Here is a 20,980-nt window from a genome sequence, read left to right on the forward strand (position 1 = left end):
GGCTCATCGCCCGCCCCCTACGCCCGGGGGAACATCTGGCCGATGCGGATCCGGTTGCCGAACGGGTCCCGGATGCCGAAGTCGATCCCGTACGGGCGCTCGGTCGGCTCGTCGGTGATCTCGACGCCCTTGGCCACAAGATCCTCATGCGTCTTGCGGGCGTCGTCAGTGGTCATGAAGAGGTACCCGCCGAGGGCACCCTTGGTGAGCAGCTCCCGGACCTGCTCGGCGGTGGCCGGGTCCAGCGCGGGCGGGCCCGGCTTCTCCAACAGGATCTCGCGCTCCGGGTCGCCGGGCAGGTTCACAGTGAGCCACCGCATGAAGCCGAGGTCCTGGTCGGTGTTGACCTCCATGCCGAGCTTGTTGACGTAGAAGTCAAGCGCGGCGTCCTGGTCGAGGACGTAGATCTGGGAGCGGCTGATCGCGTTCATCGTCATGCCCATGACGCTAGAGGTAGACCGTGACCTGCGGCTTATCCAAAACTGCTGGGTCGGGTCCAGGCTTTGGTGAAGCACGACGGCACGTTGGCCGGCGCGACGCGCTGACGCCGGAAATCCGAGGGCGACTCCCCGACGATCTGCCGGAACGTCCGACTGAACGTGCCCAGACTGCCGAAGCCGACGGCGTAGCAGATGTCCGTCACGTCCCGGTCGGTCTCCACCAGCAACGACATCGCCCGCTCCACCCGGCGGCGTTGCAGGTAGCGGTGCGGGGTCTCACCGAAGGTGGCCCGGAAGGTACGGATGAAGTGCGCCTGCGAGACGTGCGCGATCCGGGCCAACGCGGGGATGTCCAGCGGCTCGGCGTACGCCCGGTCCATCGCGTCCCGGGCGCGCAGCATCGCCCGGTTCGACTCCTCCACCGCCCGACTCATCTGCCCCTGTCCCGCTCCGCGCTGCTCCGGCCCCCAGGCTAGCGCCGGGCGCCCCGTCGTCCGGTCGGGTAGCGGCTCCTCGTCGTTCCTCGCCGGACCACCGGCGGCGTCGACTTACTGGTTGGCCTCGCGCTCCGAACAGTCGGCGTACTGCCAGGTCGCGGTGAGGTCCTGACTCGTCACGATCATCCTGCCGGCGAGACAGGCGATCTCGTGCCGGCACCCCTGTTCGTGCGGCAGCACCTCGTCCAACATCACGTCCTGGAGTTGGGCCACGTCCAGCTCACGGTCAGCGGGCTCAATCGTCAGGCTCCGCACGCCCGGGTAGCGAATGGTCAGGTCTTCCTCGTGCGGGCTTCAGGCTCTTGACGCAGCGCTGGCCAGTGAAGTCGTAGTGGTCGGGGTCCGTAGCGAACCTGCGAGCTCCATCGGGCAACGAGTCAGCAAGCGATGACAACTGCTCGACGTATGCCCAGGGATCCAGAAGGATGCCGTCCTTGGTTCGTTCAAGGCTGACGTATCTCATTGCCGCCCCTCCGCCAATGCTCGACCAGCGCCCTCAGCCGGTCCGTACCTGGACGACCAGGGTCTGGAGCACCGGTGGCGATTGTCCTTGATCCCGGCCGATCCCAGGTGCCCACACCCGAGGCGAACGACGCGCCGCGCTGGCTGACCGCTGTGGGACACAGTGACATTTGCCCGGTACGGCTGAGCTGTTACTTGCCGTAGTAGAAGTCGGCGGCCTCACCAGCGCGTGCCGGCGCGTTGATCTTCAAGGACTTCCCGTGATCCTTCATGGTGGTGGTCAGCGTCAGTTTCGGGCCATCGCTGGGGCTCAGCTCCACCTTGATCGAGGTGACCCAACCCTGGTCGTCGGTGGTGATCGTGAACGGCGACAGGCGTACGCCGATCGAGACGATGCTCGGTGCGCCCACGGGGAGGAACGACGTGGTGTCCTTGCCGGTGGGGTCGAAACGGCCGGTGTAGGTGTGCGGGTCGACGCGGTCCACCGAGACGATCGACGCTGTGAACGCCTTCAGGCCCGTCGGGTCGGCCCAGTCGAAGCGGAGGAAGAAATCGTCGGGCTTCACTCGCTTCAGATCGACGTGCACCCAGTCCTTCTCGTCGGACGGCCGCGAGTAACTGTCGTTGCCGATCACGATCCGGCTCCCCGCCGACGGGTACTTCCCGCCGGTGACCGAGATCGTGGTCTGGAAACGGCGCTTCTTCGGATCGAAGGCACCCGTGCCGTTGACCTTCTGCCCCTCGGGCAGGTTGCCGCGCACCGCGTACCGGTGGGCAGCCCCCTGCGACCGCTGCAATGCCGCGACCAGCTCAACGCGGACGTCGGGCGTCGGGGACGGCACGGCAGTGGCAGTCGCGGTGGCCTGAACCAGTTTGTCGGTGCGGGTGGGCTCAGTCGTCGGAGTGCAGCCGGCAGCAAAGAACAGACTGCCGGTCAGACCCAGCACGAGCAGAGTGGTGCCGTGTTTCATTGTGATTCCCCCGTGGACCGCCGCCTGATGGCGGGACGGAGGCACGATAGCGAACGTGGTCGACGTCCGGTTGCCCCTCGGGGCGGACCGGCAGACACACGGCAGTGCCGCTCGGAAAGGTCTGATGTAATTGGAGCCCCCGGCCGGGATCGAACCGGCGACATCTCGCTTACAAGGCGAGTGCTCTGGCCAGCTGAGCTACAGGGGCGCGTGCGTCGAGGTCAGCATAGCGACTGACGTTCGGTAATCCCGATCCCGAGGCCTCCCGAGCACGGGAATCGTCAAGAACCCGACGCAGACTCGTTTGACACGGCGGCGATTGATGTCTGACCGTGCCCGAGTGACCGGAATGCGTAGCCCGACTGGTGGGCTGGGCGGCCCCCCACCTTGGCAGCACGGGTAAACGCGTTTACGGTTCACTGACACGGACGACGACCCGGGCGCCCCCGCGACCGCGCCGCCGTCCGCTGAACCGGCACGGACACGTGCCGGTTGCTCCTTCACTCGGATCGTCCGGCACGTTCCTGCCGGTGAAAGGAAGCGCTTCACCATGGCTACGGTCACCTATTCCAAGGCGTCCCGGGTCTACCCGGGCCAAGAGCGTCCCGCCGTCAACGAGCTGGACCTCGAGATCGGCGACGGGGAGTTCCTCGTCCTGGTCGGCCCCTCCGGTTGCGGTAAGTCCACCAGCCTGCGGATGCTCGCCGGCCTGGAGGACGTGGACGCCGGTTCGATCTACATCGACCAGCGTGACGTCACCCACCTTCCTCCGAAGGCCCGCGACATCGCGATGGTCTTCCAGAACTACGCCCTCTACCCGCACATGACGGTGTACGAGAACATGGCGTTCGCCCTCAAGCTGCGCAAGACCTCCAAGTCGGAGATCGACCGGCGGGTCAAGGAAGCGGCCGGGCTGCTCCAGCTGGAGGAGTACCTCAGCCGTAAGCCGAAGGCGCTCTCCGGTGGTCAGCGTCAGCGTGTCGCGATGGGCCGGGCGATCGTCCGCGAGCCGCAGGTCTTCCTCATGGACGAGCCGCTGTCGAACCTCGACGCCAAGCTGCGCGTGCAGACCCGTACCCAGATCGCGTCGCTCCAGGCCAAGCTGGGCGTCACCACTGTCTACGTCACGCACGACCAGGTCGAGGCCATGACCATGGGTCACCGGGTCGCGGTGCTGCTCGACGGCGTCCTGCAGCAGGTGGACACCCCGCGGGCGCTCTACGACACCCCGGCCAACGTGTTCGTCGCCGGCTTCATGGGCTCGCCCGCCATGAACATCAAGACCGTTCCGCTGAACGAGCGGGGCGCCGAGTTCGCCGAGCTGCAGATCCCGCTGACCCGCGAGCAGGTCGAGGCGGCCCGCGCCGAGGGTGGCGACGGCAAGGTCACCGTGGGCTTCCGCCCGGAGGACTGCGAGCTGGTCAGCCCGACCGAGGGCGGCATGCCGGTCGTGGTCGAGCTGGTCGAGGACCTCGGCTCGGACGCCAACGTCTACGGCCACGCCGCGCTGGGTGGCAACTCGGAGCGCTTCGTCGTCCGCACCGACCGGCGCAACATGCCGAACATGGGTGACACCGTGTTCGTCAAGCCGGTTGCCGGTCGCAGCCACGTCTTCCACGCCGCCACCGGTGGCCGGATCTGACGTAACGCCGTACCGACAGGGGCGGTCCGCTTCGGCGGGCCGCCCCTTCGTCGTACTCGAAAGGGCTCTTCACAGTGCCTGGGCGCCGGACGACGAAGGCCCCCTCCCGCGCTCGGCGGGAGAGGGCCTTCGTTCGACGTGCGTTACAGCTCGACGGAGCGCCGACGGGCGACCTCGGCCAGGGCGACCGCCGCCGCCACGCTGGCGTTGAGCGACTCGACCTCGGAGATCATCGGGATGCTGACGGTCAGGTCGCAGGTCTCCCCGACCAGGCGGGAAAGACCGCGCCCCTCGGAACCGACCACCACCACCAGCGGACCGACAGCGGCCTCCAGGTTGTAGAGGTCGGTGTCGCCGTCGGCATCCAGGCCGACGACCATGAAGCCGGCGTCGCGGCACGCCTTCAACGACCGGGTCAGGTTGGTCACCTGCGCAACCGGCACCCGCGCGGCCGCGCCGGCACTGGTCCGCCAGGCGGTCGCGGTGATCCCGGCGGCACGACGCTCGGGTACGAAGACACCCTGCGCGCCGAACGCGGCAGCCGACCGGATCACGGCACCCAGGTTGCGCGGGTCGGTGACACCGTCCAGCGCGACCAGCAGCGGGGCCTGCTGCTCCAGGGCAGCGGCCACCATGTCCTCGAACGGCTGGTACGCGAAGGGCGGCACCTGCAAGCCGACGCCCTGGTGCAGCACCCCGCCGGTCATCCGGTCCAACTCGGCGCGGCTGATCTCCAGGTTGGCGATGCCCCGGTCGGCGGCGGTCCGGATGATCTCGTTGATCCGGTCGTCCATGTCGATGCCCTGGGCCGTGTAGAGCGCCGTCGCCGGCACGTTGGCGCGCAGCGCCTCCAGCACCGGGTTACGCCCGACCAACAGCTCCGGGGTGTCCTTGGACGGGTTGGACTTGCGCCCCGGCGTGACCCGAGGGCCGGACCGGCTGGTGGGCTTGCCGCCCCGCCCGCCGGTGGCGGCACCCCGACCGACCGGTACGCCCCGACCGCCACCCCGACCCCAGGTGGTGTCCTTGCTGCCCGGCTGGCCGATCTTGGGGGCGCGCCCCTCCTCAACCGCCGCGCGACGCTCCTTGTCCTGCTTCCAGGCGGTGCGCTGGGGCAGCTTCTCGGTGCCCGAGTAGCCCTTGTGCCACGGCCGCTCGTCAGCGGGCAGGGTGCGACCCCGCCCGGCCAACGAATCCTTGTTCTTGCCGCCGGTGCCCTTGGGGGCGCCTGCCTTCGACGTCAGTCGCCGGCCACGGCGCTGCGAGTTGCCGGCCATCAGTCCTGCTCTCCAATAGTCCAACGGGGGCCCTGGGGGGTGTCCTCGACCACCACGCCGGCCAGCTTGAGCTGGTCACGCACGGCATCCGCGGCGGCCCAGTCCTTGCGGCCCCGCGCCTGCGCACGCTGCTCCAGGGCCAGCGCGATCAGGGAGTCCACCACGGCGCGAAGGTCGTCCGATCGGCCGCCACCGGTCCAGGCCGGGTCGAGGGGGTCGACCCCGAGAATATCCAGCATTGCCCGCACCACGGCCAGCGTGGTGCGGACGGTCACATCGTCGCCGACGCTCAGGGCGGTGTTGCCGTCCCGAATGTGCTGTTGCAGCACGGCCAGCGCGGCGGACGTGTTGAGGTCGTCGTCCATCGCGGCGACGAAGCCGGCCGGCAGCTCACCGAACTGCCCGGCACCGACCCGCTCGGCGGCCCGCTGCACGAAACCCTCGATCCGCCGGTACGCGGTGGCCGCGTCGCGCAGCGAATCCTCCGAGTAGTCGATCACCGAGCGGTAGTGCGCGGCGGCGTAGTAGTAACGCAGCTCCACCGGCCGCACCCCGAGCGATTCCACGTACGCCAGGCCCAGCGCGTTGCCGGCGGACTTGCCCATCTTCGCCCCGCCGATGCTCAGCAGGCCGTGATGCACCCAGTAGCGGGCGAACGGCAACCCGGCCGCCTGGGACTGGGCGATCTCGTTCTCGTGGTGCGGGAACGTCAGATCCAGGCCACCGCCGTGGATGTCGAACTCCGGGCCGAGATAGCGCCAGCACATCGCCGAGCACTCGATGTGCCAGCCCGGACGGCCCAGACCCCACGGCGAAGGCCAGTAGGCGTCCGCCGGCTCGTCCGGTTTGGCACCCTTCCACAGCGCGAAGTCACGCGGATCCCGCTTGCCCCGGTCCGGCGCGTCCCCGGCGGACTGCATCGCGTCCGGCGACTGGTTCGACAACGACCCGTACGCCGGCCAGGACGCCACGTCGAAGTAGACGTCGCCGGAGCCGTCACTCGCCGGATAGGCGTGCCCGTCCGCGATCAACTTCGTGATCAGCTCATGCATCTCCGGGATGTGCCCCGTGGCGCGCGGCTCGTAGGTGGGCGCCAACACGTTCAACGACCGGTACGACTCGGCGAGCAGCAACTCGTTGGCGTACGCGATCGACCAGAACGGACGACCCTGCTCGCCCGCCTTGACCAGGATCTTGTCGTCGATGTCGGTCAGATTGCGAATGAAGGTGACCTCGTAGCCGGCGGCCAACAGCCAACGGCGCAGGACGTCATAGTTGACGCCGGAGCGAAGATGACCGATGTGCGGCGGGGCCTGAAGCGTGAGACCACACAGGTAGACCCCCACCTTGCCGGCTTCCCGCGGGACGAAGTCCCGCACCGATCGGGTGGCGGTGTCATACAGGCGTAGCGTCACCGTACAAGGGTAGCTGTCCGTGCCTGTCCGGGTCCGCCGGTGCCGGGTCGTACGCTGCCAGGCGTGGATGCGACTGCACGCTCCAGTGGCTCCGGTGACCCGCCAGCCAACCCCACCGCCCCCGCCGACCCGGCACGCAGGCGGGCTTCCGGGCCGACCGACGCAACCTTCGGCCAGGGCTCCGGCTCGGCCGACGCAACCCTCGGGCGGGGCTCCGGCTCGGCCGACGCGACCCTCGGGCAGACCGAGGCTGGCGCGCGGCGGGCCGACGCGGTTGCGGGGCGCGGCGGGGAGACGTCGCAGACGCTGGACCGGGGGTTGCGGCTGCTGCACCTGGTCGCCGACGCCTCCGGCGGTCTGACAGTGACCGAGGCAGCGAATCAGCTCGGCATCGGCCGGGCCGCCGTCTACCGGCTGGTCAGTGCGCTGACCGGGCACGGCATGCTGCGTCGCGACGGAGACGGTCGACTTCGCCTCGGTGCCGGGTTGCTGCACCTGGCCCGACGCGCCCAGCCGCTGCTCGCCGAGGGCGCGCTGCCCGCGCTACGCCGCCTCGCCGAGCAGGCCGGCGCGACCGCGCACCTGACCGTCGTCGAAGGTGGCGAGGGCGTCGCACTGGCAGTGGTCGAGCCGAGCTGGACGTCGTTCCACGTCGCGTACCGGGCCGGAGCACGGCATCCACTGGACCGGGGGGCGGCCGGCCGGGCGATCCTGGCAGGTCGCGCCGGCGTGCCCGAGCCGGTGAGTAGCAGCGGAGAGTTGCAGGCCGGGGCGTACGGGGTGGCCGCACCGGTGCTCGGCGTACCCGGCCTGGAGGCCAGCGTCGGCGTGGTAGCGCTCGCCCCGCTGGACGTCGACACCATCGGCCCGCAGGTGCTGGCCGCCGCCCGAACCATCGCCACCGCCCTCAGCTGACCCCGACCGCCCCACCCCACCCCACCGCCGCGCGCCCCACCCCGCGCGGCTTGATCAACTCGGGTTCACGAAAGTCGCGGTATCCCAAGGCCAGCAACCGCCCGACTTTCAGGAACGCGAGTGGATCACCGCCCATCGGCGGCCACAATGCCCGATTGGTCGGCCGTTCTGACCGCTGCCATAGCACGACCGGCGGGCGGATTCGTGGTTGTCCACAGGTCCAGCGGCAACCGCGGGCGGGGTTGTCCACAGGGGTTTCGGTGGCCAGTCGGTGCTCGGCAGGCTTCTCTGCATGCCCCCACGTCCGCATCGCCCCGATGCCCTGGCCTGGCAGGTCTTCCGCGGCTCCGACGCTGTCCGGGACGGCCTGCTCACCGAACATCAGCTGCGCAACTCTGCCTGGGTGCGGTTGCGCCACGACATCTACGCCGACTCGCGGTTGGACCGTGATCACGCCCTCGCGTGTCGCGCCGCCCTCCTGCGGCTACCGCCCGGAGTGGTGGTCGGCGGCCCGTCGGCTGCCTACCTGCACGGCGTTCAACACGCCGCGAGCTTCACCGACGACGTGCACGTCCTCGTACCCCGACCGTTGCGGGTCGGCCCGCAGCGCGGCCTCAGCGTGCACGTCAACACCATCACCCCGCTCGCGGTGAGCGGGGCCCCGGAGCGAGCCGCGACCCCACCAACCGCACAACGACCACCAACCGCCGGACGAATGCCGATGGCGGGTGGTCCGGCGACCGTTGGCCGACCACCCGATCCCGGACCACAGCCCGACCCAGCACGACCACCAGACCCCGGACCACAGCCCGACCCAGCACGACCACCAGACCCCGGACCACAGCCCGACCCAGCACGACCACCAGACCCCGGACCACAGCCCGACCCAGGACGGCCGCCAAGCGGGGGGCGAGTGCCAGATACGGGGCGCGCGTCGAGCGCTGGCCGTCCACGTGATGCGGCGCGACCTACGGGAGCAGTGCGCCCACCTGCCGGCCGAATGTCGCCACGGCCAGCGCCGCTGCTGTCCCGCCAGGCCGCGGTGTCTGTCAGAGCAGGGGGGATCGTGACGGCCCACGCGGGCGATGGGTGGGCGGCGGCCGGCCCGCGCAGGTCGAGCGCGCGGGATCTCCCGATCCCCCGGTCCGACCCCGGGCGGGCCGCCTGGGAAACGGCTGTCTGGCTCGACCCCGTCCGGGCGGTCGCCATCGTCGACTCGTTGCTCGGGCAGGGCCTGGCCGAGCGCGACACCCTGGCCGTCATTGCTGCCCGCAATGCCGACCGGCCCGGTGGACGACGGGCGCGCTGGGTCTTCGGCCTGGCCGACGGCAAAGCCGAGTCTCCGCCGGAGTCGCACCTCCGCGTGCGGTTGGTGCTGGGTGGGCTGCCACGCCCAGCCGTTCAACATCCGGTACGCCTGCCCGTCGGCGTTGTCCTGCACCCTGATCTGGCCTGGCCGCAATATCGGGTGGCGGTCGAGTACGACGGGAAGTGGCACGCCGACGCAGAACAGCTGCACCGCGACCGCCGTCGGTTGAATCAGCTGGTCGGCGCGGGTTGGCTGGTCCTGCATGTGACCAGCCGTCGGCTGCACGGCGAGTTCCCGGCGGTGCTCCGAGAGGTGCGCAACGCGCTGGTCAGCCGAGGGTGGCGGCGAGGATCGTCAACATGACCAAGATCATCCCGGGTTCCTGAAAGCCGCGCCGTCCCTCATGCACCAACACCGCGCCTTCAAGAAACCCGAGTCGATCATGACCGAGTTCAGCCACCGTGCCCCGCAAGAGCGACCGGGACGGCGAGCACCCTGCTCGGACGGCGAAGGCAGGGACCACGGGCGCCAGCCCAAGACGACGGATGCCAGCCCTGGACGGCCGCAGGGCCCGGTCGACAAGCTTGTCGACCGGGCCCCGAGTCGCGGTGGCGGTTGGGCCACCGCAGTGCGATGTGCGCTACGGGCGGGCGTTCGGCTTGAGCGGGGTCTTCACCGCCGCGTAGGCGTCGACGATCCCGTAGCCGTAGAAGCCGTTGAAGTTGACACCACCGGCGCAGTACGCGTCGTAGGTCTCGTCCCGGCCCTCGTTGCGGTACTGCTGGAGGCGCGGCTCCGGGCACGCGTGCTCGGCGGCCGTGCGGTAGAGGTGCTGCTCGACCTGGTCCGGGGACATCCCGAAGCCGGTCCGACCCTGCGCCTTGCCGTGCCGGCTGACGATCAGCGCGGCGACACCAGCGGCGTGCGGGGACGCCATCGAGGTGCCCTGGAGGTACGTGTAGTAGCCGCACTCACCGTTGGCCTTGCACTGCTTGAAGACCGAATTCTCGAAGCCGGGGACGATGTTGCCGTCGGCGTCGACCGATCCTTCCTCCTGAAGGACGTGCTTCGGGTACGAGGACAGGATCATGTTGGCGTCGGTACGGAAGGTGTCGGTGCCGAAGCCGTCCCGGAACCAGCCTCCCGGCGCGGCGACCGAGATCTGCTCAGTGCCGTAGTTGGAGAAGTCCGACTTCTTGCCGGACGGGCCAACCGACGACACGCCGATCACGTGCGGGCCCTCGGTGGGGAGGTCCCAGCAGCTCTCGTTGTCGATCGGCCGGGGGTACGGGTCGGCGCCGTAGTCGGGGCTCGTGACGTCGGTGCGCGGTGCACCCAGGTCCTCGTTGTTGTTGCCGAGCGCGCCGACGAGGGTCACGCCCTTGTTGTGCGCGAAGACCAGCGCCCGCTTCATCGCCTTGATGATGGCCCGCTGCTCGGCCTGGTCCTCGGGGGAATCGGCCGGGTTGGCGGTGCAGTTGTAGAGCCACGGGTCGACATAGAACGACATGTTGACCACGTCGATCCCGGACCGGCCGGCGTAGACCAGGGCGTTGACGACCGGGTCGAGGAAGAAGTAGCCGGAGTCCTGGCCACCCTTGAGCTCGACCAGCGAGACGTTCGGGGCGACGCCGGAGAGTCCGAAGCCGTTGGCCGCGGCGCCGATGGTGCCGGCCACGTGGGTGCCGTGCCCGCCGTCGTCGGTGCCGACCGGGTCGAGGCAGCTCGGCACCTCGCAGGGGCCGTCCACATCGGTCAGGTCGGGCGCGAAGTTGCGCGACAGCGACCAGTTGAAGTTCGGCGCGATGTCCGGGTTGCTGGCGTCGACGCCGGTGTCCAGCACGCCGACGGTCACCCGACGGTCGCCCGGCTCGATCTTGCGAGCCTTGTCGGCCCGGATCATCTCCAGGCCCCAGAGCTTGTCATCGAGCGGATCGAGCTTGGCGCCCTTCTTGGCGGCGCCGGCAGCACCGGCACGAGCACCGGCAGCGGCCAGCAGGTGCTCCTGCTCGACCCGGTCCAACTTCGGCTTGCGGCCGATGGCCTTCTGCTCGGCGGCGCCGATCAGCGTCGGCGCGGCGGTCGCCCTGGCCGCGAAGTCGGCCCGGTCGCTGCTGACCTGGAACATGCCGACCTCATCGGACCGGGACACCACAGTGCCACCAGCTGCCCGGATCGCGGCGACGGCCGTGTCGATGGCGACGCCATCCTCGGCGACGACGGTGAAGGTCCGGGAGTTGCTCGGCGCGGCGTTGGCCGGCACACCCAACCCCGTAGCCGTAAGTGCCAGCACAGCCGCGGTCGCGACCGTACGGGCGGTGAAGCGCTTGCTCACCACATCGGATCCTCTCGTTGAGGGACGTGGCAGCCATCACACAACAACGATCCGGATTACGCCAGTTGAGCGCCCGTTATGGCAGTGAATCTCGCCAGTTCGAGCCGCACCCCCGACCGCGCAGACACACGCCACACAGATTCACGCCGCGCAGACACACGCCGCACAGAAACACGCGCCGGCCGCCTCGATCTACTCACCTACCGCGACGGCACCCAGATTCGCCAGCGCGGCCGGCAGCTCGGCCATGCTGGCGACTTCGGCGTCGGGTGGGCAGCCGGGCGGGCGAGGCAGGCCGAGCCGGTTCAGCCACACCGATCGCAGGCCGGCCCGCCGGGGTGCCACCACGTCGTGCTCCCACGAGTCGCCGACGTACACGATGTGCCCGGCTGGCACCCCTGCCGCCGCGACCACAGCGGCGTAGAACTCCGGGGCCGGCTTCTTGGGCAGGCCGTTCTCGTGCGCGTACAGCTCGAAGGTGAACTCGCCGGCGAGTCCGCACCGTTCGGCGCGGCTGTTGCCGTTGGTGGCGAAGCCCAGCGTGTACCGGCCGCGCAGCGTGGCCAGCGCCGGTGGTACGTCAGGAAACGGTCGGGTGAGTGCGAAGCGCTGGGCGAAGAAGAGGTCCGTGATCTCGTCCAGGTGGTGGACCAGCGCGGCGCGGGCCAGCGACCGGGCCAGTGCGGCGCGCCGGATCTCCGCCACCGGGGCGGCGCTCAGTTCGCCGAAGACGGCGCCCCAGTCCGATTCCAGTTCGGCGAGCGTCACGCCGGCCGCCGCGGGTGCGTGTCGCCGCATCTCGTCGAGGACCGCCACCAGCCCACCCGTGACCGCTGGACGCAGGTCCAACAGCGTTTCGTCAGCGTCGAACACCACAGTGGTCAGCACGACACCCACCCTCTCACCGCCAGCGGAATTCGCCGCCTGCCGGCAAGGGCCGGCCATCAGGAGCACACCGACCGCCGACTCTCACCGACCGTCAAGCGCCAGCTCGGGCTCGGGCGTGGCCGGCGCGGGCGATCCGCGCAGCTCGTCGAGGCGTACCAGGGCGACGCCGGCGACGATCAGCGCACCGCCGAACAACTGCCAGCCGGTGGGCAGCTCGTTCAGGAACAGCCAGGCGACCAGCACCGCGAAGAGCACCTCGGTCAGCCCGACGAACGACGACAGTCGGGGCCCGAGGATCCGGGTGCCGGCGATGCCGGTGAGGTACGCGATGACGGCTGCCACCAGCGACAACCCGGCGATGGGCACCAACCAGCTGGTGGGCTGCCCGGCGAAGGTGACCTCACCGAAGGTGGCGTGTAGCGGCAGCAGGCCGGTCAGCCCGATGAGGAGCAGCACGGCGGCACCGACGGCCATTCCACCGCTGGCCAAGGCGACAGAGGGCAGCCGGGGGTCGACCCGGCCGGCGAGCACGAAATATCCGGCCAGGCCGAACGCCGCGCCCAGCCCCCAGAGCACGCCCACCGGGTGGAAGTCGGCGGTGCCGGCGAGGTCGAGCACGAACGCCAGCCCGGCCAGCGCGGCCACTGCCCCGGCGATGGTGAGCCGGCGGGGCGGCTGCCCGTGCCGCAGCCACATCCAGACCACGACGAGGATGATGCCCAGGTATTCCAGCAGCAGCGCGACACCGACCGGCAGGTAGCGCACGGCGTTGAAGTAGCACACCTGGGCCACCGCCACCCCGAGGAGCCCGAACACCCCGATGGCCGCGGCGTTGCTTCGCAGCACGTCCCATTTGCCCCGCAGCGACAGCAGGGCGGGGATCGCCAGCACCAGGGCGGCAATGCCGACGCGGGCGATCACCGCGGACTCGGCAGACCAGCCGGCCTCGATGAGCGACCGTGCGAAGGTGCCGGAGGTGGCGAAGGTGACTGCGGAGAGCAGCGCCAGTCCGACGCCGGCAGCAGGTCGTGAGTGCATCTCGCGCTCCTCGCAATGGGCACCGTGTCATGAGCAAACTATCCTTGTACTGATGACGCTAGGCGGGGGCAATGACAGGAGTCAAGTTGCTATTCGCTCATGACACCGAGTGTTCGCTGATCGCCGCCGCGGCGCTGGTGAACACCGCAGGTCGGGACGGCGAGTTGCTGCCCGACATCGCTGCGCTGGACACGTTCTTCGTCCGCCACTCCTACAGCGGCCGGCACGAGCACACCGAGGCCGAGCTGCACGCCGTACGGGAGCTACGGCCCCAACTGCGCCGCATCTGGTACGCCGAACCACCCGAGATCGTCGCGGTGGTCAACGGTCTGCTGCTGGAACACAAGGCGCTGCCCCAGCTCATCGAGCACGACGACGAGCCGTACCACCTGCACGCCGTCCCCCGCGACGCGCCGCTGGCCACCCGGATCGCGGTCGAGGCCGCCATGGCGATGGCCGACCTGGTCCGTACCGGCGAGCTGAGCCGGCTGCGGATCTGCGAATACCCGGACTGCGACAACGTCGTCGTCGACCTGTCCCGCAACCGGTCCCGCCGGTTCTGCGAGGCCGGTTGCGGCAATCGCGCCGCGGTGACCGCCTACCGCGCCCGCCGGGCCGCCGGTCGCTCCTGACCGACGGTCGCCCACTCCTCGGCCCGCACCTCGTACTCCACCTCGCCCTGCTCGGTGCCCGGAATCGGGTCGTCCCACTGCAGGTGGAAGGTCCGCACGTAGTGCAGCCCGGCCTTCACCATCACCCGCCGGGAGCGTTCGTTGACAGTCATCGTCTCGGCCCAGACCCGACGCACCCCGACGGTGTCGAAGGCGTACCGGACCAGCGCCCGCGACCCCTCGGTGGCCAGCCCTCGCCCCACGTCGCGCGGCGCAGCCGATAGCCCAACTCGGCCTCGGTGCCGTCCGCCGACGGGTCCAACGCGAACCAGCCCAGGAACTCGCCGGACTGCCGATCATGCGCCGCCCACCGACCAAGCCCGGGATGCCTGTCGTACTGGGCCAGCAGCCTCGGCAACTGCTCGTCGCGCACCGTGGCCAGCGGGGTCGCGACGCCCCCGGTGAGGAAACGCATCACCTCGGGGCCGCTGTCCAACTCGACCAGCGCGTCCACGTCGGCCATCGTCAGCCGCCGCAACCGCAACCGCTCGGTCCCCATCGGCACACCCGCACCATCGTCACCCATGGCCCGGATCATCCGTCCCGCTCCGGACCACGTCGAGCCGTTTATCGGGGCCAGGTGCGCGGAAACCCAGACCGCCGTCGCGGGCGAGGTGGTCGGTCAGCGCGGGGGCGCGGCCACGAAGAGCCGCCAGGAGTACGCGTCGACAACGAGCACGGGCCCGCCCGAGTCCTTGCTGTCTCGCACCCCGACCACGCTCCCCAGATTCGTAGCCACCTCGACGCAGTTGGCGTCCTGGTTGCTGCGGCTGCTCTTGCGCCACTCAGCGCCGATCAGCTCCACGACTCGGCCACCTCGTTCATCAACTCGATGGACGCCTGCGGGGGCAGGGCCTCACCCAAGGTAGCCTCCCAGACCCGCTGCAACCGCAACAGATCCTTCGGCTGGTCCAACTCCTGGCCGCGAACCTGACAGTCCAGGTAGGCCACCTCCGTGCCGTCGGGCAGGGCAGCGAGCGCGAACTGCCCGCCGAGCCCCGGATACTCCTCGGCGGATCGCGGGACGACATGCAGCCGGACCCGAGGGTGCTCGGTGGCGATGCGTACCAGGTGCAGCGTCTGGTCGCGCATCACCTTCCGCCCGCCCACCCGACGTCGCAGCACCGCCTCATCCAGCACCGCAACGACGTGCGGCGAACGCTCGCTGTGCAGCACCTCCTGGCGGCTCATCCGGTCGGCCAGTCGCCGGTCGACCTCCTCGGGAGCGAGCAGGCCGCCAGCCTCGAAGACCGCACGGGCGTAGTCCTCCGTCTGAAAGAGCCCCGGCACGTAGCGGGGCTCGTACCACCGGAGCGTGCGCGCCTGGGCAAAGATCGCCTGCCAGCCGCGTAGCCAGGGCTGCGCCCGGTCCAGGCTGACCAGTTCGGTGGACATGCGGCCGAAGAGACCGCCGGTGTCCAGGGCGCGGTCGACGAGTTCCAGGTACTTGGCGGTGGGCGGCTGTTGGCCCAGCTCGACGGCGCTGACCATCGACGCCGAGTAGTTGACCGCCTTGGCCAACTCGTCCTGACTCCAGCCGCGTCGCGCCCGCGCCCGGCGCAGCTCCGCGATCAGGAACACCGCCGCCGTCATCTGTCCATCGGCCATGCCCAGCCACCCTCCAACCCGCCGACGATCAACTCCAGCCGACCAACAGAGCCGGCGCGACCCGGGAACAGGGCAGCTACGACAGCTGGGCCGAACCCTTCCGACCGTAGTCGTCCGATCACCAGACTGTGAAGCGCGGCACCGCTCCCCGTCCCCCGGGCCCGGCGGCACCGCACGGGACCGCCTGATCCCCCGTGTCAGGCGGTCCCATCCCCACCCAAGCCGCCCGCCCGCCCGCTCGACCGCTCGCCCGCTCAAGATCGTGCTCGATCGTGGAAGTAGTGGGGTCCTGACGTGCGGAAACCACTACATCCAGGATCGAGCACGATCTTGGGCGACCGCCGCCGCCGGAGGGCGCGGGGCGCAGGGCGCGCAGGGCGCAGGGCGCGCAGGGCCGCAGGGCGCAGGGCCGCAGGGCGCAGGGCCGCAGGGCGCAGGGCCGCAGGGCCGCAGGGCCGCAGGGCGCAGGGGCGCAAGGGCGCAGGGGCGCAAGGGCGCAGGGGCGCAAGGCGCAGGGGCGCAAGGGCGCAGGGGCGCAAGGCGCAGGGGCGCAAGGGCGCAGGGGCGCAAGGCGCAGGGGCGCAAGGGCGCAGGGGCGCAGGGGCGCAAGGCGCAGGGGCGCAAGGCGCAGGGGCGCAAGGCGCAGGGGCGCGGAGTGATGCCACAAACGAGTCAGCTCGAAAGGACCGCAACACCATGTCCCGGACCACAGTGCCCGACCGCGCCACCACACCGAGCCGACCGCACCTGCCGCTGCGTCCGCTCTGGCTCTGCCGGGTCTGCGCCGCACCCTGGCCGTGCTCGGTCGCCCGACTCGCTCTTTGTCAGGAGTACGCGGACGACCGGATCGGGTTGAGCGTCTACCTGTGCGCGGTTCTGCACGAGGCCGCCGCCGACCTCTACCGCCTCAACCCGCACGACGGCCCCGAGCCCGCGGCGCTCTTCACCCGCTTCCTCGGCTGGGCGAGACCGCGACAGATGCTTTGAGCGGGGCGCTCCGGATCAGGGGTGGGTCATCCGAAGCAGGTCCAACGTCTCGTCGAGCTGGGTCTCGGTGAGCTTGCCGGAGTCGACGTGACCCCGGGAGATGACCACCTCGCGGATCGAGGTCTGCTTTGCCAGCGCCTCCTTGGCGATGGACGCGGCCTCGTCGTACCCCAGGTAGCGGTTGAGTGGGGTGACGATCGACGGTGAGCCCTCGGCGTACGCCAGGCAGACCTCGGCGTCCGCGACCAGGCCGACCACCAGCCGGTCGGCGAAGAGCCGGCTCACCGCGGAGAGCAGCCGAATCGACTCCAGCAGGTTGCGGCCCATCACCGGGAGCATCACGTTCAGCTCGAAGTCGCCCTGTGAGCCGGCGAAGCCGACTGTCGCGTCGTTGCCGACCACCTGGGCGCAGACCTGCCGCATTGCCTCGGCGACCACCGGGTTGACCTTGCCCGGCATGATCGACGAGCCGGGCTGGAGGTCCGGGATGCGCAGCTCGCGCAGACCGGCGCGGGGTCCGGAGCCCATCCAGCGGATGTCGTTGGCGATCTTGTAGAGACCGATCGCCACGGTCCGCAACTGCCCCGAGGTTTCCACCAGCGCGTCCCGCGCACCCTGCGCCTCGAAGTGGTTACGCGCCTCGCTCAGCGGCAACCCGGTCGACTCGCGCAGCTTGTCGATCACGGCGGCGGCGAAGCCGAGCGGGGTGTTGATCCCGGTCCCCACGGCGGTGCCGCCCAACGGCAGCTCGGCCAGTCGGGGCAGCGCGCCCTCCAGTCGTTCGATCCCGTAGCGGACCTGGGCGGCGTACCCACCGAACTCCTGCCCGAGGGTGACCGGTGTGGCGTCCATCAGGTGCGTACGCCCCGCCTTGACCACCGTCTCGAACTCCGCCGCCTTGGCCTCCAGCGCGGCTGCCAGATGCGCCAGCGACGGCAGCAGGTCCTCCACGATGAACTGGGTGGCCGCCAGGTGGATCGAGGACGGAAAGACGTCGTTGCTCGACTGGGAGGCGTTCACGTGGTCGTTCGGATGCACAGGTGAGCCCAACTCACGGCTCGCCAGGGTGGCGATCACCTCGTTGGTGTTCATGTTCGACGACGTGCCCGAGCCGGTCTGGAACACGTCCACCGGGAACTGGTCGTCGTAGCCACCGTCGGCGACGTGGGCGGCGGCGGCGGTGATGGCGGCGGCCACGTTGGCGTCGATCACGCCCAGCTCGCCGTTGACCTCGGCCGCCGCGCCCTTGATCTGGGCGAGGGCCTTGATCTGGGCCGGTTCGAGGCCCCGGCCGGAGATGGGAAAATTCTGCACCGCACGCTGGGTCTGCGCCCGCCACAGCGCCTCGGCGGGCACCTCCACCTCGCCCATCGAGTCGCGTTCGATGCGGTAACCGGTCGCCTCTGGAGTCGTCACGCGTACCATCCTGCCGCGCCCGTGGCCGACTCGCAGATGATCCGTCAGCCCAACTCGGCGAGCAGCCGTTCCACCTCGCGCTGGTCCGGCGACTCGACCTGCCGGAACAGCGCCAACGCCTGCTCCAGGTGTGCGCGGGCCGCCGTCGGATCCGTGTCCCGTACGCAGCGGGCGATGCCCTCCAACGCCCGGGCCTTCTCGTAGCGGGCACCGAGCCCGCTGGCGTCGACGAGCACCCGACGGTGCAGGTCGAGCGCGCTGGCCGCGTCCCCCTGTTCGAGGATTGCCCGGGCCAGCAGGTTGCGGGACGCGCACTGGCCGATGCGGTCGCCGGCGTCGACCATCGCCACCAACGCTTCCCGGTGCAGCCCGGCGGCATGGTCCGGCTGTCCGGCGTTGCGCTCCAGCACGGCGATCTCGTTCAGCAGCTCACCTTCGCCAAACCGATTGCCGGCCTTCCGCTTGAGGCGTAGGGCAAACCGCAGCAGCCGACGCGCCGGCTCATCGTCACCCGACCGGTGGCGGATCATGCCCAGGTGCCCCAACGCGTTGCCGATCTGGCGCGGGTCGCCGAGCTCGCGAGCCAGCGCCAGGTGCCGCCGACACGTACGCAGCGCCTCGTCATACCGTCCCCACAGCAGCAGGGTCACCGAAAGATTGTTAAGGGTGTTGGCCAGTGGCACCTGCTCCTGCATCCGCCGGGCCAGCTCCGCGGATGCCTCCAGGCACTCCCAACCCCGGCGGTAGTCGCCACTGGCGACGTAAGAGTTGCCCAGGTTACCCAGGGTGTTGCGCACATCGCTCCGCAACCCGAGCCGGCGGTAGACGTCGAGCGCCCTCTCCATCAGCCGGTTCGACTCGCCGAACCGGCCCAACCGGTAGTGGGCCGAGGCGAGGTAGTTGAGCATCATCGCCACCGCCTCCTCGGTACCAAGTTCCTCGGCCATACGCAGTCCGACCAGATGCGTCTCGATCAACTCGTCGAGGTGGCCACCCTCGAACTGGGCGTACCAGCTGGCCCTCGCCAGTTGCCAGCAGTGCCGGCCGAAACCCTCAGCTTCGGCCAGGCGGACCAGGGCGGTGATCGCGGCCAGGTTGTCGTCGAACCATCCTCGGCCCTGCTCGGCAACGGGCAGGACCAGATCGGGACGCGCCGGCTCGGGCAGCAGCGTCAGGCTGAAGTTGGAGGAGAGCTCACTCTTGCGGGCGATCACCGTGGCGACGTGCAGGTGATGGTCGAGCAGACGTTCGATGCCGTCCCGCCGTTCACCCGCCCACCCCGGCTCGGCGACGAGCGTCCGCGCATACTCCCGCACCAGGTCGTGCAACCGGTAGCGGCCGGGCTCCGTCTCCTCGACCAGGTTCGCGTCGACCAGCTCGTCGAGCAGGTCCTGCGCCTTTGGAAGCGACTGCCCGGTGAGGGCGGCGGCCACCGGGGTGTCGAACCGCACCCCCGGGTGCAGGCCCAACAACCGGAACGCGCGCTGCGCGACAGGGGACACCTGGGCGTACGACAGGGCGAAGGCGCGGCCGACCGACCGCTCGCCCACCTCGAACTCGGCCAGGGGATCCGGTCGGCTGGTCAACCGCTCGGCCAGGTCGGCGATTCGCCAACGGGGCCGGTGTGCCAGCCGGGCGCCGGCCAGCCGGATGGCCAGCGGCAGGTGTCCGCAGCGTCGGACGACCTCGGCGGCCGCCTCCGGCTCCGCCGCCACCCGGGCCACGCCGACGACCCGCCCGAGCAACTCGACCGCCTCGTCGCTGTCGAGCACGGGCAGCGACGAGGGTCGCCCCTCATCCACCCCTACCAGCCGGCGGCGGCTGGTGATCAGGATCAGGCAGTGCGAGCCGTTGGGCAGCAGTGGTGTCACCTGGTCGGCGGTCGCCGCGTTGTCGAGCACCAGCAGGGCCCGTCGACCGGCAAGTTCGCTACGCCAGAGCGCCAACCGGTCGTCCTGGCTCGTCGGCACCCTTTCGGCGGGCACACCGAGCTGCCGCAGGAGCGTGGCGACCGCCGCGGCCGGCGTCAACGGGGTGCGCTCGCTGTGCCCGTGCAGGTCGATGTAGAGCTGGGCGTCCGGATAGTCGCCTGCGAGAGTGCTGGCGAGATGCACAGCGAGGGTGGTCTTCCCGCTGCCCGCCATGCCGTCGATGAGCTGGATCCGGGCCCCGGCCTCCACCTCCTTGACCAGGCGGGCCATCGTCTGCTGCCGGCCGGTGAAGTCGCCGATCGCGCGGGGCAGCGAGCGGACCGGAGCGGACGGCCGCGCTTCCCGACCGGCCAGGGCCAGGTCACCGGCGAGCACCCGCTGGTGCAGCTCCTGCAACTCGGCGCCCGGCTCGATGCCCAGCTCGTCGGCGTAGGTCCGCCGGCCCTCCCGGTAGACCGCGAGCGCGTCGGCCTGCCGCCCGACCGCGGACAGTGCCAGCATCAGTTGTCCGCGCAGCCGTTCCCGCACCGGGTGCTGGTCGACGCTCTCGGCGAGTTCGCCGATCAGCTCGGCGGCCCGCCCGAGGCGCAGCTCCACATCGACGCATTCCTCCAGCGCGGTGAGACGCTGCTCGTCGAGTGCCTGTGCACGGCGGCGGACGCTCCGGCTCGGGATTCCGCCCAACGCCGGCCCACGCCACAACGCCAGGGCGGCGCGGAATTCGGCACGCGCGTCGACCAGACGACCGGCAGTGGCGGCGGCTCGGGCCGCCTCCACGCCCCGGGTGAAGACCTCGGCGTCCAGGTCGGTCGTTCCGGTACGCACCCCGTACCCCGCCGGGTCGGTGACGATGAGGTCCGGTGCCAGCCCGAGTTCGGTGAAGCGCCGGCGCAACCGCGACACGCAGGTCTGCAACTGCGCCCGGGCGGTGGCCGGCGGGCGGTCCTCCCACACCGCGTCGACCAGCTCGTCGACCGGCACGAGCCGGCCGGCCCGCAACAAGAGCGTGGCGAGCACGATCCGGTCGCGCCCGGCGGTGACAGTGGACTCGCCACCGCCCACCCGCAGGGGCCCCAGGATCCCGAACCGCATCTGCTCTCCCGCGTCAATGGTGCAACTTCCAGCAGAGTAGTCCGGTGGTAACGGACCGCCTCGGTCAGGCGATAGTGATCTGAGAG

At 70.4% G+C, this 20,980-nt stretch carries 20 protein-coding genes, 1 tRNA gene and 1 pseudogene; 5 read left to right on the forward strand and 17 right to left on the reverse strand.

Annotation, left to right across the window (positions count from 1 at the left end):
- Positions 1-17: 17 nt before the first annotated feature.
- From AB0K35_RS07750 to AB0K35_RS07770, 5 genes are all read right to left on the reverse strand, one after another.
- The gene (locus AB0K35_RS07750) at positions 18-437 is read right to left on the reverse strand and encodes a VOC family protein (RefSeq protein WP_088952055.1); all 420 of its coding nucleotides are present in this window, start codon (positions 435-437) and stop codon (positions 18-20) included.
- A 35-nt stretch (positions 438-472) separates the two neighbouring features.
- A complete protein-coding gene (locus tag AB0K35_RS07755; protein WP_112582884.1) occupies positions 473-874 on the reverse strand; it encodes an AraC family transcriptional regulator in 402 nt (133 codons plus the stop codon).
- Between the two features lie 114 nt (positions 875-988).
- Entirely contained in the window at positions 989-1,192 is a 204-nt protein-coding gene (locus AB0K35_RS07760; protein ID WP_363884293.1) for a hypothetical protein, read from the reverse strand.
- 398 nt (positions 1,193-1,590) lie between these two features.
- Complete coding sequence (locus AB0K35_RS07765) at positions 1,591-2,370, reverse strand: hypothetical protein (protein ID WP_238667064.1); 780 nt, start codon at positions 2,368-2,370, stop codon at positions 1,591-1,593.
- Between the two features lie 131 nt (positions 2,371-2,501).
- Positions 2,502-2,578, reverse strand: a tRNA-Thr gene (locus AB0K35_RS07770).
- 342 nt (positions 2,579-2,920) lie between these two features.
- Here AB0K35_RS07770 and ugpC point away from each other — a divergent pair.
- Positions 2,921-4,012: a sn-glycerol-3-phosphate ABC transporter ATP-binding protein UgpC gene (gene ugpC, locus AB0K35_RS07775; RefSeq protein ID WP_091403085.1), complete on the forward strand. Its 1,092-nt coding sequence runs from the start codon at positions 2,921-2,923 to the stop codon at positions 4,010-4,012.
- Positions 4,013-4,155: 143 nt separating this feature from the next.
- Here the strand turns inward: ugpC and rlmB are convergent, their stop codons facing one another.
- Complete coding sequence (gene rlmB, locus AB0K35_RS07780; RefSeq protein WP_363884295.1) at positions 4,156-5,289, reverse strand: 23S rRNA (guanosine(2251)-2'-O)-methyltransferase RlmB; 1,134 nt, start codon at positions 5,287-5,289, stop codon at positions 4,156-4,158.
- Positions 5,289-6,704 carry a cysteine--tRNA ligase gene (cysS, locus tag AB0K35_RS07785; RefSeq protein ID WP_238667145.1) on the reverse strand — a complete coding sequence of 472 codons (1,416 nt, stop codon included), beginning with the start codon at positions 6,702-6,704 and terminating at the stop codon, positions 5,289-5,291. The genes rlmB and cysS overlap by 1 nt, the downstream gene beginning before the upstream one ends.
- Before the next feature lie 306 nt (positions 6,705-7,010).
- Here cysS and AB0K35_RS07790 point away from each other — a divergent pair, with 306 nt between their 5' ends.
- Positions 7,011-7,619 (forward strand): helix-turn-helix domain-containing protein, encoded by a 609-nt coding sequence (locus AB0K35_RS07790; protein WP_363884508.1) that lies wholly within the window; start codon positions 7,011-7,013, stop codon positions 7,617-7,619.
- Here the strand turns inward: AB0K35_RS07790 and AB0K35_RS07795 are convergent.
- Together AB0K35_RS07795 and AB0K35_RS07800 are read right to left on the reverse strand one after the other, a co-directional pair.
- On the reverse strand, positions 7,612-8,001 hold the full coding sequence (locus AB0K35_RS07795) for a hypothetical protein (RefSeq protein WP_363884297.1): 390 nt from the start codon (positions 7,999-8,001) through the stop codon (positions 7,612-7,614). The two genes, AB0K35_RS07790 and AB0K35_RS07795, sit on opposite strands and share 8 nt — an antisense overlap.
- A 102-nt stretch (positions 8,002-8,103) precedes the next feature.
- Positions 8,104-8,244, reverse strand: coding sequence for a hypothetical protein (locus AB0K35_RS07800; RefSeq protein ID WP_363884299.1), 141 nt, complete (start codon positions 8,242-8,244; stop codon positions 8,104-8,106).
- Between the two features lie 441 nt (positions 8,245-8,685).
- Between AB0K35_RS07800 and AB0K35_RS07805 the strand changes: the two genes are divergently transcribed.
- Positions 8,686-9,291 carry a DUF559 domain-containing protein gene (locus AB0K35_RS07805; RefSeq protein WP_363884301.1) on the forward strand — a complete coding sequence of 202 codons (606 nt, stop codon included), beginning with the start codon at positions 8,686-8,688 and terminating at the stop codon, positions 9,289-9,291.
- A gap of 277 nt (positions 9,292-9,568) precedes the next feature.
- On the opposite strand, the gene AB0K35_RS07810 is transcribed toward AB0K35_RS07805, so the two are convergent.
- The 3 genes from AB0K35_RS07810 to AB0K35_RS07820 form a co-directional block, all read right to left on the reverse strand.
- Positions 9,569-11,263: a S8 family serine peptidase gene (locus tag AB0K35_RS07810; RefSeq protein WP_238667148.1), complete on the reverse strand. Its 1,695-nt coding sequence runs from the start codon at positions 11,261-11,263 to the stop codon at positions 9,569-9,571.
- Positions 11,264-11,455: 192 nt separating this feature from the next.
- Positions 11,456-12,151, reverse strand: coding sequence for an HAD family hydrolase (locus AB0K35_RS07815; RefSeq protein WP_363884510.1), 696 nt, complete (start codon positions 12,149-12,151; stop codon positions 11,456-11,458).
- Positions 12,152-12,232: 81 nt separating this feature from the next.
- Positions 12,233-13,189: a DMT family transporter gene (locus tag AB0K35_RS07820; RefSeq protein WP_363884303.1), complete on the reverse strand. Its 957-nt coding sequence runs from the start codon at positions 13,187-13,189 to the stop codon at positions 12,233-12,235.
- 86 nt (positions 13,190-13,275) lie between these two features.
- On the opposite strand from AB0K35_RS07820, the gene AB0K35_RS07825 reads away from it, so the two are divergent.
- A complete protein-coding gene (locus AB0K35_RS07825) occupies positions 13,276-13,821 on the forward strand; it encodes a CGNR zinc finger domain-containing protein (protein ID WP_238667150.1) in 546 nt (181 codons plus the stop codon).
- On the opposite strand, the pseudogene AB0K35_RS07830 reads toward AB0K35_RS07825, so the two are convergent.
- The 3 genes and pseudogenes from AB0K35_RS07830 to AB0K35_RS07840 form a co-directional block, all read right to left on the reverse strand.
- Positions 13,788-14,386, reverse strand: a pseudogene (locus tag AB0K35_RS07830) (GNAT family N-acetyltransferase). The gene AB0K35_RS07825 and the pseudogene AB0K35_RS07830 sit on opposite strands and share 34 nt — an antisense overlap.
- Positions 14,387-14,482: 96 nt before the next feature.
- Positions 14,483-14,665, reverse strand: coding sequence for a DUF397 domain-containing protein (locus AB0K35_RS07835; protein ID WP_238667152.1), 183 nt, complete (start codon positions 14,663-14,665; stop codon positions 14,483-14,485).
- Positions 14,656-15,468 (reverse strand): helix-turn-helix transcriptional regulator, encoded by an 813-nt coding sequence (locus AB0K35_RS07840; protein ID WP_238667153.1) that lies wholly within the window; start codon positions 15,466-15,468, stop codon positions 14,656-14,658. Before AB0K35_RS07840 ends, AB0K35_RS07835 begins: the two co-directional genes overlap by 10 nt.
- A 696-nt stretch (positions 15,469-16,164) precedes the next feature.
- On the opposite strand from AB0K35_RS07840, the gene AB0K35_RS07845 reads away from it, so the two are divergent.
- Entirely contained in the window at positions 16,165-16,455 is a 291-nt protein-coding gene (locus AB0K35_RS07845; RefSeq protein WP_363884306.1) for a hypothetical protein, read from the forward strand.
- A 15-nt stretch (positions 16,456-16,470) separates the two neighbouring features.
- On the opposite strand, the gene AB0K35_RS07850 is transcribed toward AB0K35_RS07845, so the two are convergent.
- Both AB0K35_RS07850 and AB0K35_RS07855 read right to left on the reverse strand, forming a co-directional pair.
- Positions 16,471-17,880, reverse strand: coding sequence for a class II fumarate hydratase (locus AB0K35_RS07850; protein ID WP_238672052.1), 1,410 nt, complete (start codon positions 17,878-17,880; stop codon positions 16,471-16,473).
- Between the two features lie 35 nt (positions 17,881-17,915).
- Positions 17,916-20,894: a BTAD domain-containing putative transcriptional regulator gene (locus tag AB0K35_RS07855; protein WP_363884308.1), complete on the reverse strand. Its 2,979-nt coding sequence runs from the start codon at positions 20,892-20,894 to the stop codon at positions 17,916-17,918.
- Between the last annotated feature and the right edge of the window lie 86 nt (positions 20,895-20,980).

This window comes from Micromonospora sp. NPDC053740, from assembly GCF_040677775.1.
GTDB lineage: Bacteria > Actinomycetota > Actinomycetes > Mycobacteriales > Micromonosporaceae > Micromonospora > Micromonospora alfalfae.

Bases quoted from the DNA above. Each gene is read 5' to 3' on its own strand.
- AB0K35_RS07755 (WP_112582884.1), bottom strand. From the start codon at position 874: ATGAGTCGGGCGGTGGAGGAGTCGAACCGGGCGATGCTGCGCGCCCGG.
- AB0K35_RS07750 (WP_088952055.1), bottom strand. From the start codon at position 437: ATGACGATGAACGCGATCAGCCGCTCCCAGATCTACGTCCTCGACCAG.
- AB0K35_RS07855 (WP_363884308.1), bottom strand. From the start codon at position 20,894: ATGCGGTTCGGGATCCTGGGGCCCCTGCGGGTGGGCGGTGGCGAGTCC.
- rlmB (WP_363884295.1), bottom strand. From the start codon at position 5,289: ATGGCCGGCAACTCGCAGCGCCGTGGCCGGCGACTGACGTCGAAGGCA.
- ugpC (WP_091403085.1), top strand. From the start codon at position 2,921: ATGGCTACGGTCACCTATTCCAAGGCGTCCCGGGTCTACCCGGGCCAA.
- AB0K35_RS07845 (WP_363884306.1), top strand. From the start codon at position 16,165: ATGTCCCGGACCACAGTGCCCGACCGCGCCACCACACCGAGCCGACCG.
- AB0K35_RS07820 (WP_363884303.1), bottom strand. From the start codon at position 13,189: ATGCACTCACGACCTGCTGCCGGCGTCGGACTGGCGCTGCTCTCCGCA.
- AB0K35_RS07765 (WP_238667064.1), bottom strand. From the start codon at position 2,370: ATGAAACACGGCACCACTCTGCTCGTGCTGGGTCTGACCGGCAGTCTG.
- AB0K35_RS07850 (WP_238672052.1), bottom strand. From the start codon at position 17,880: ATGGTACGCGTGACGACTCCAGAGGCGACCGGTTACCGCATCGAACGC.
- AB0K35_RS07795 (WP_363884297.1), bottom strand. From the start codon at position 8,001: ATGTTCGGTGAGCAGGCCGTCCCGGACAGCGTCGGAGCCGCGGAAGAC.
- AB0K35_RS07840 (WP_238667153.1), bottom strand. From the start codon at position 15,468: ATGGCCGATGGACAGATGACGGCGGCGGTGTTCCTGATCGCGGAGCTG.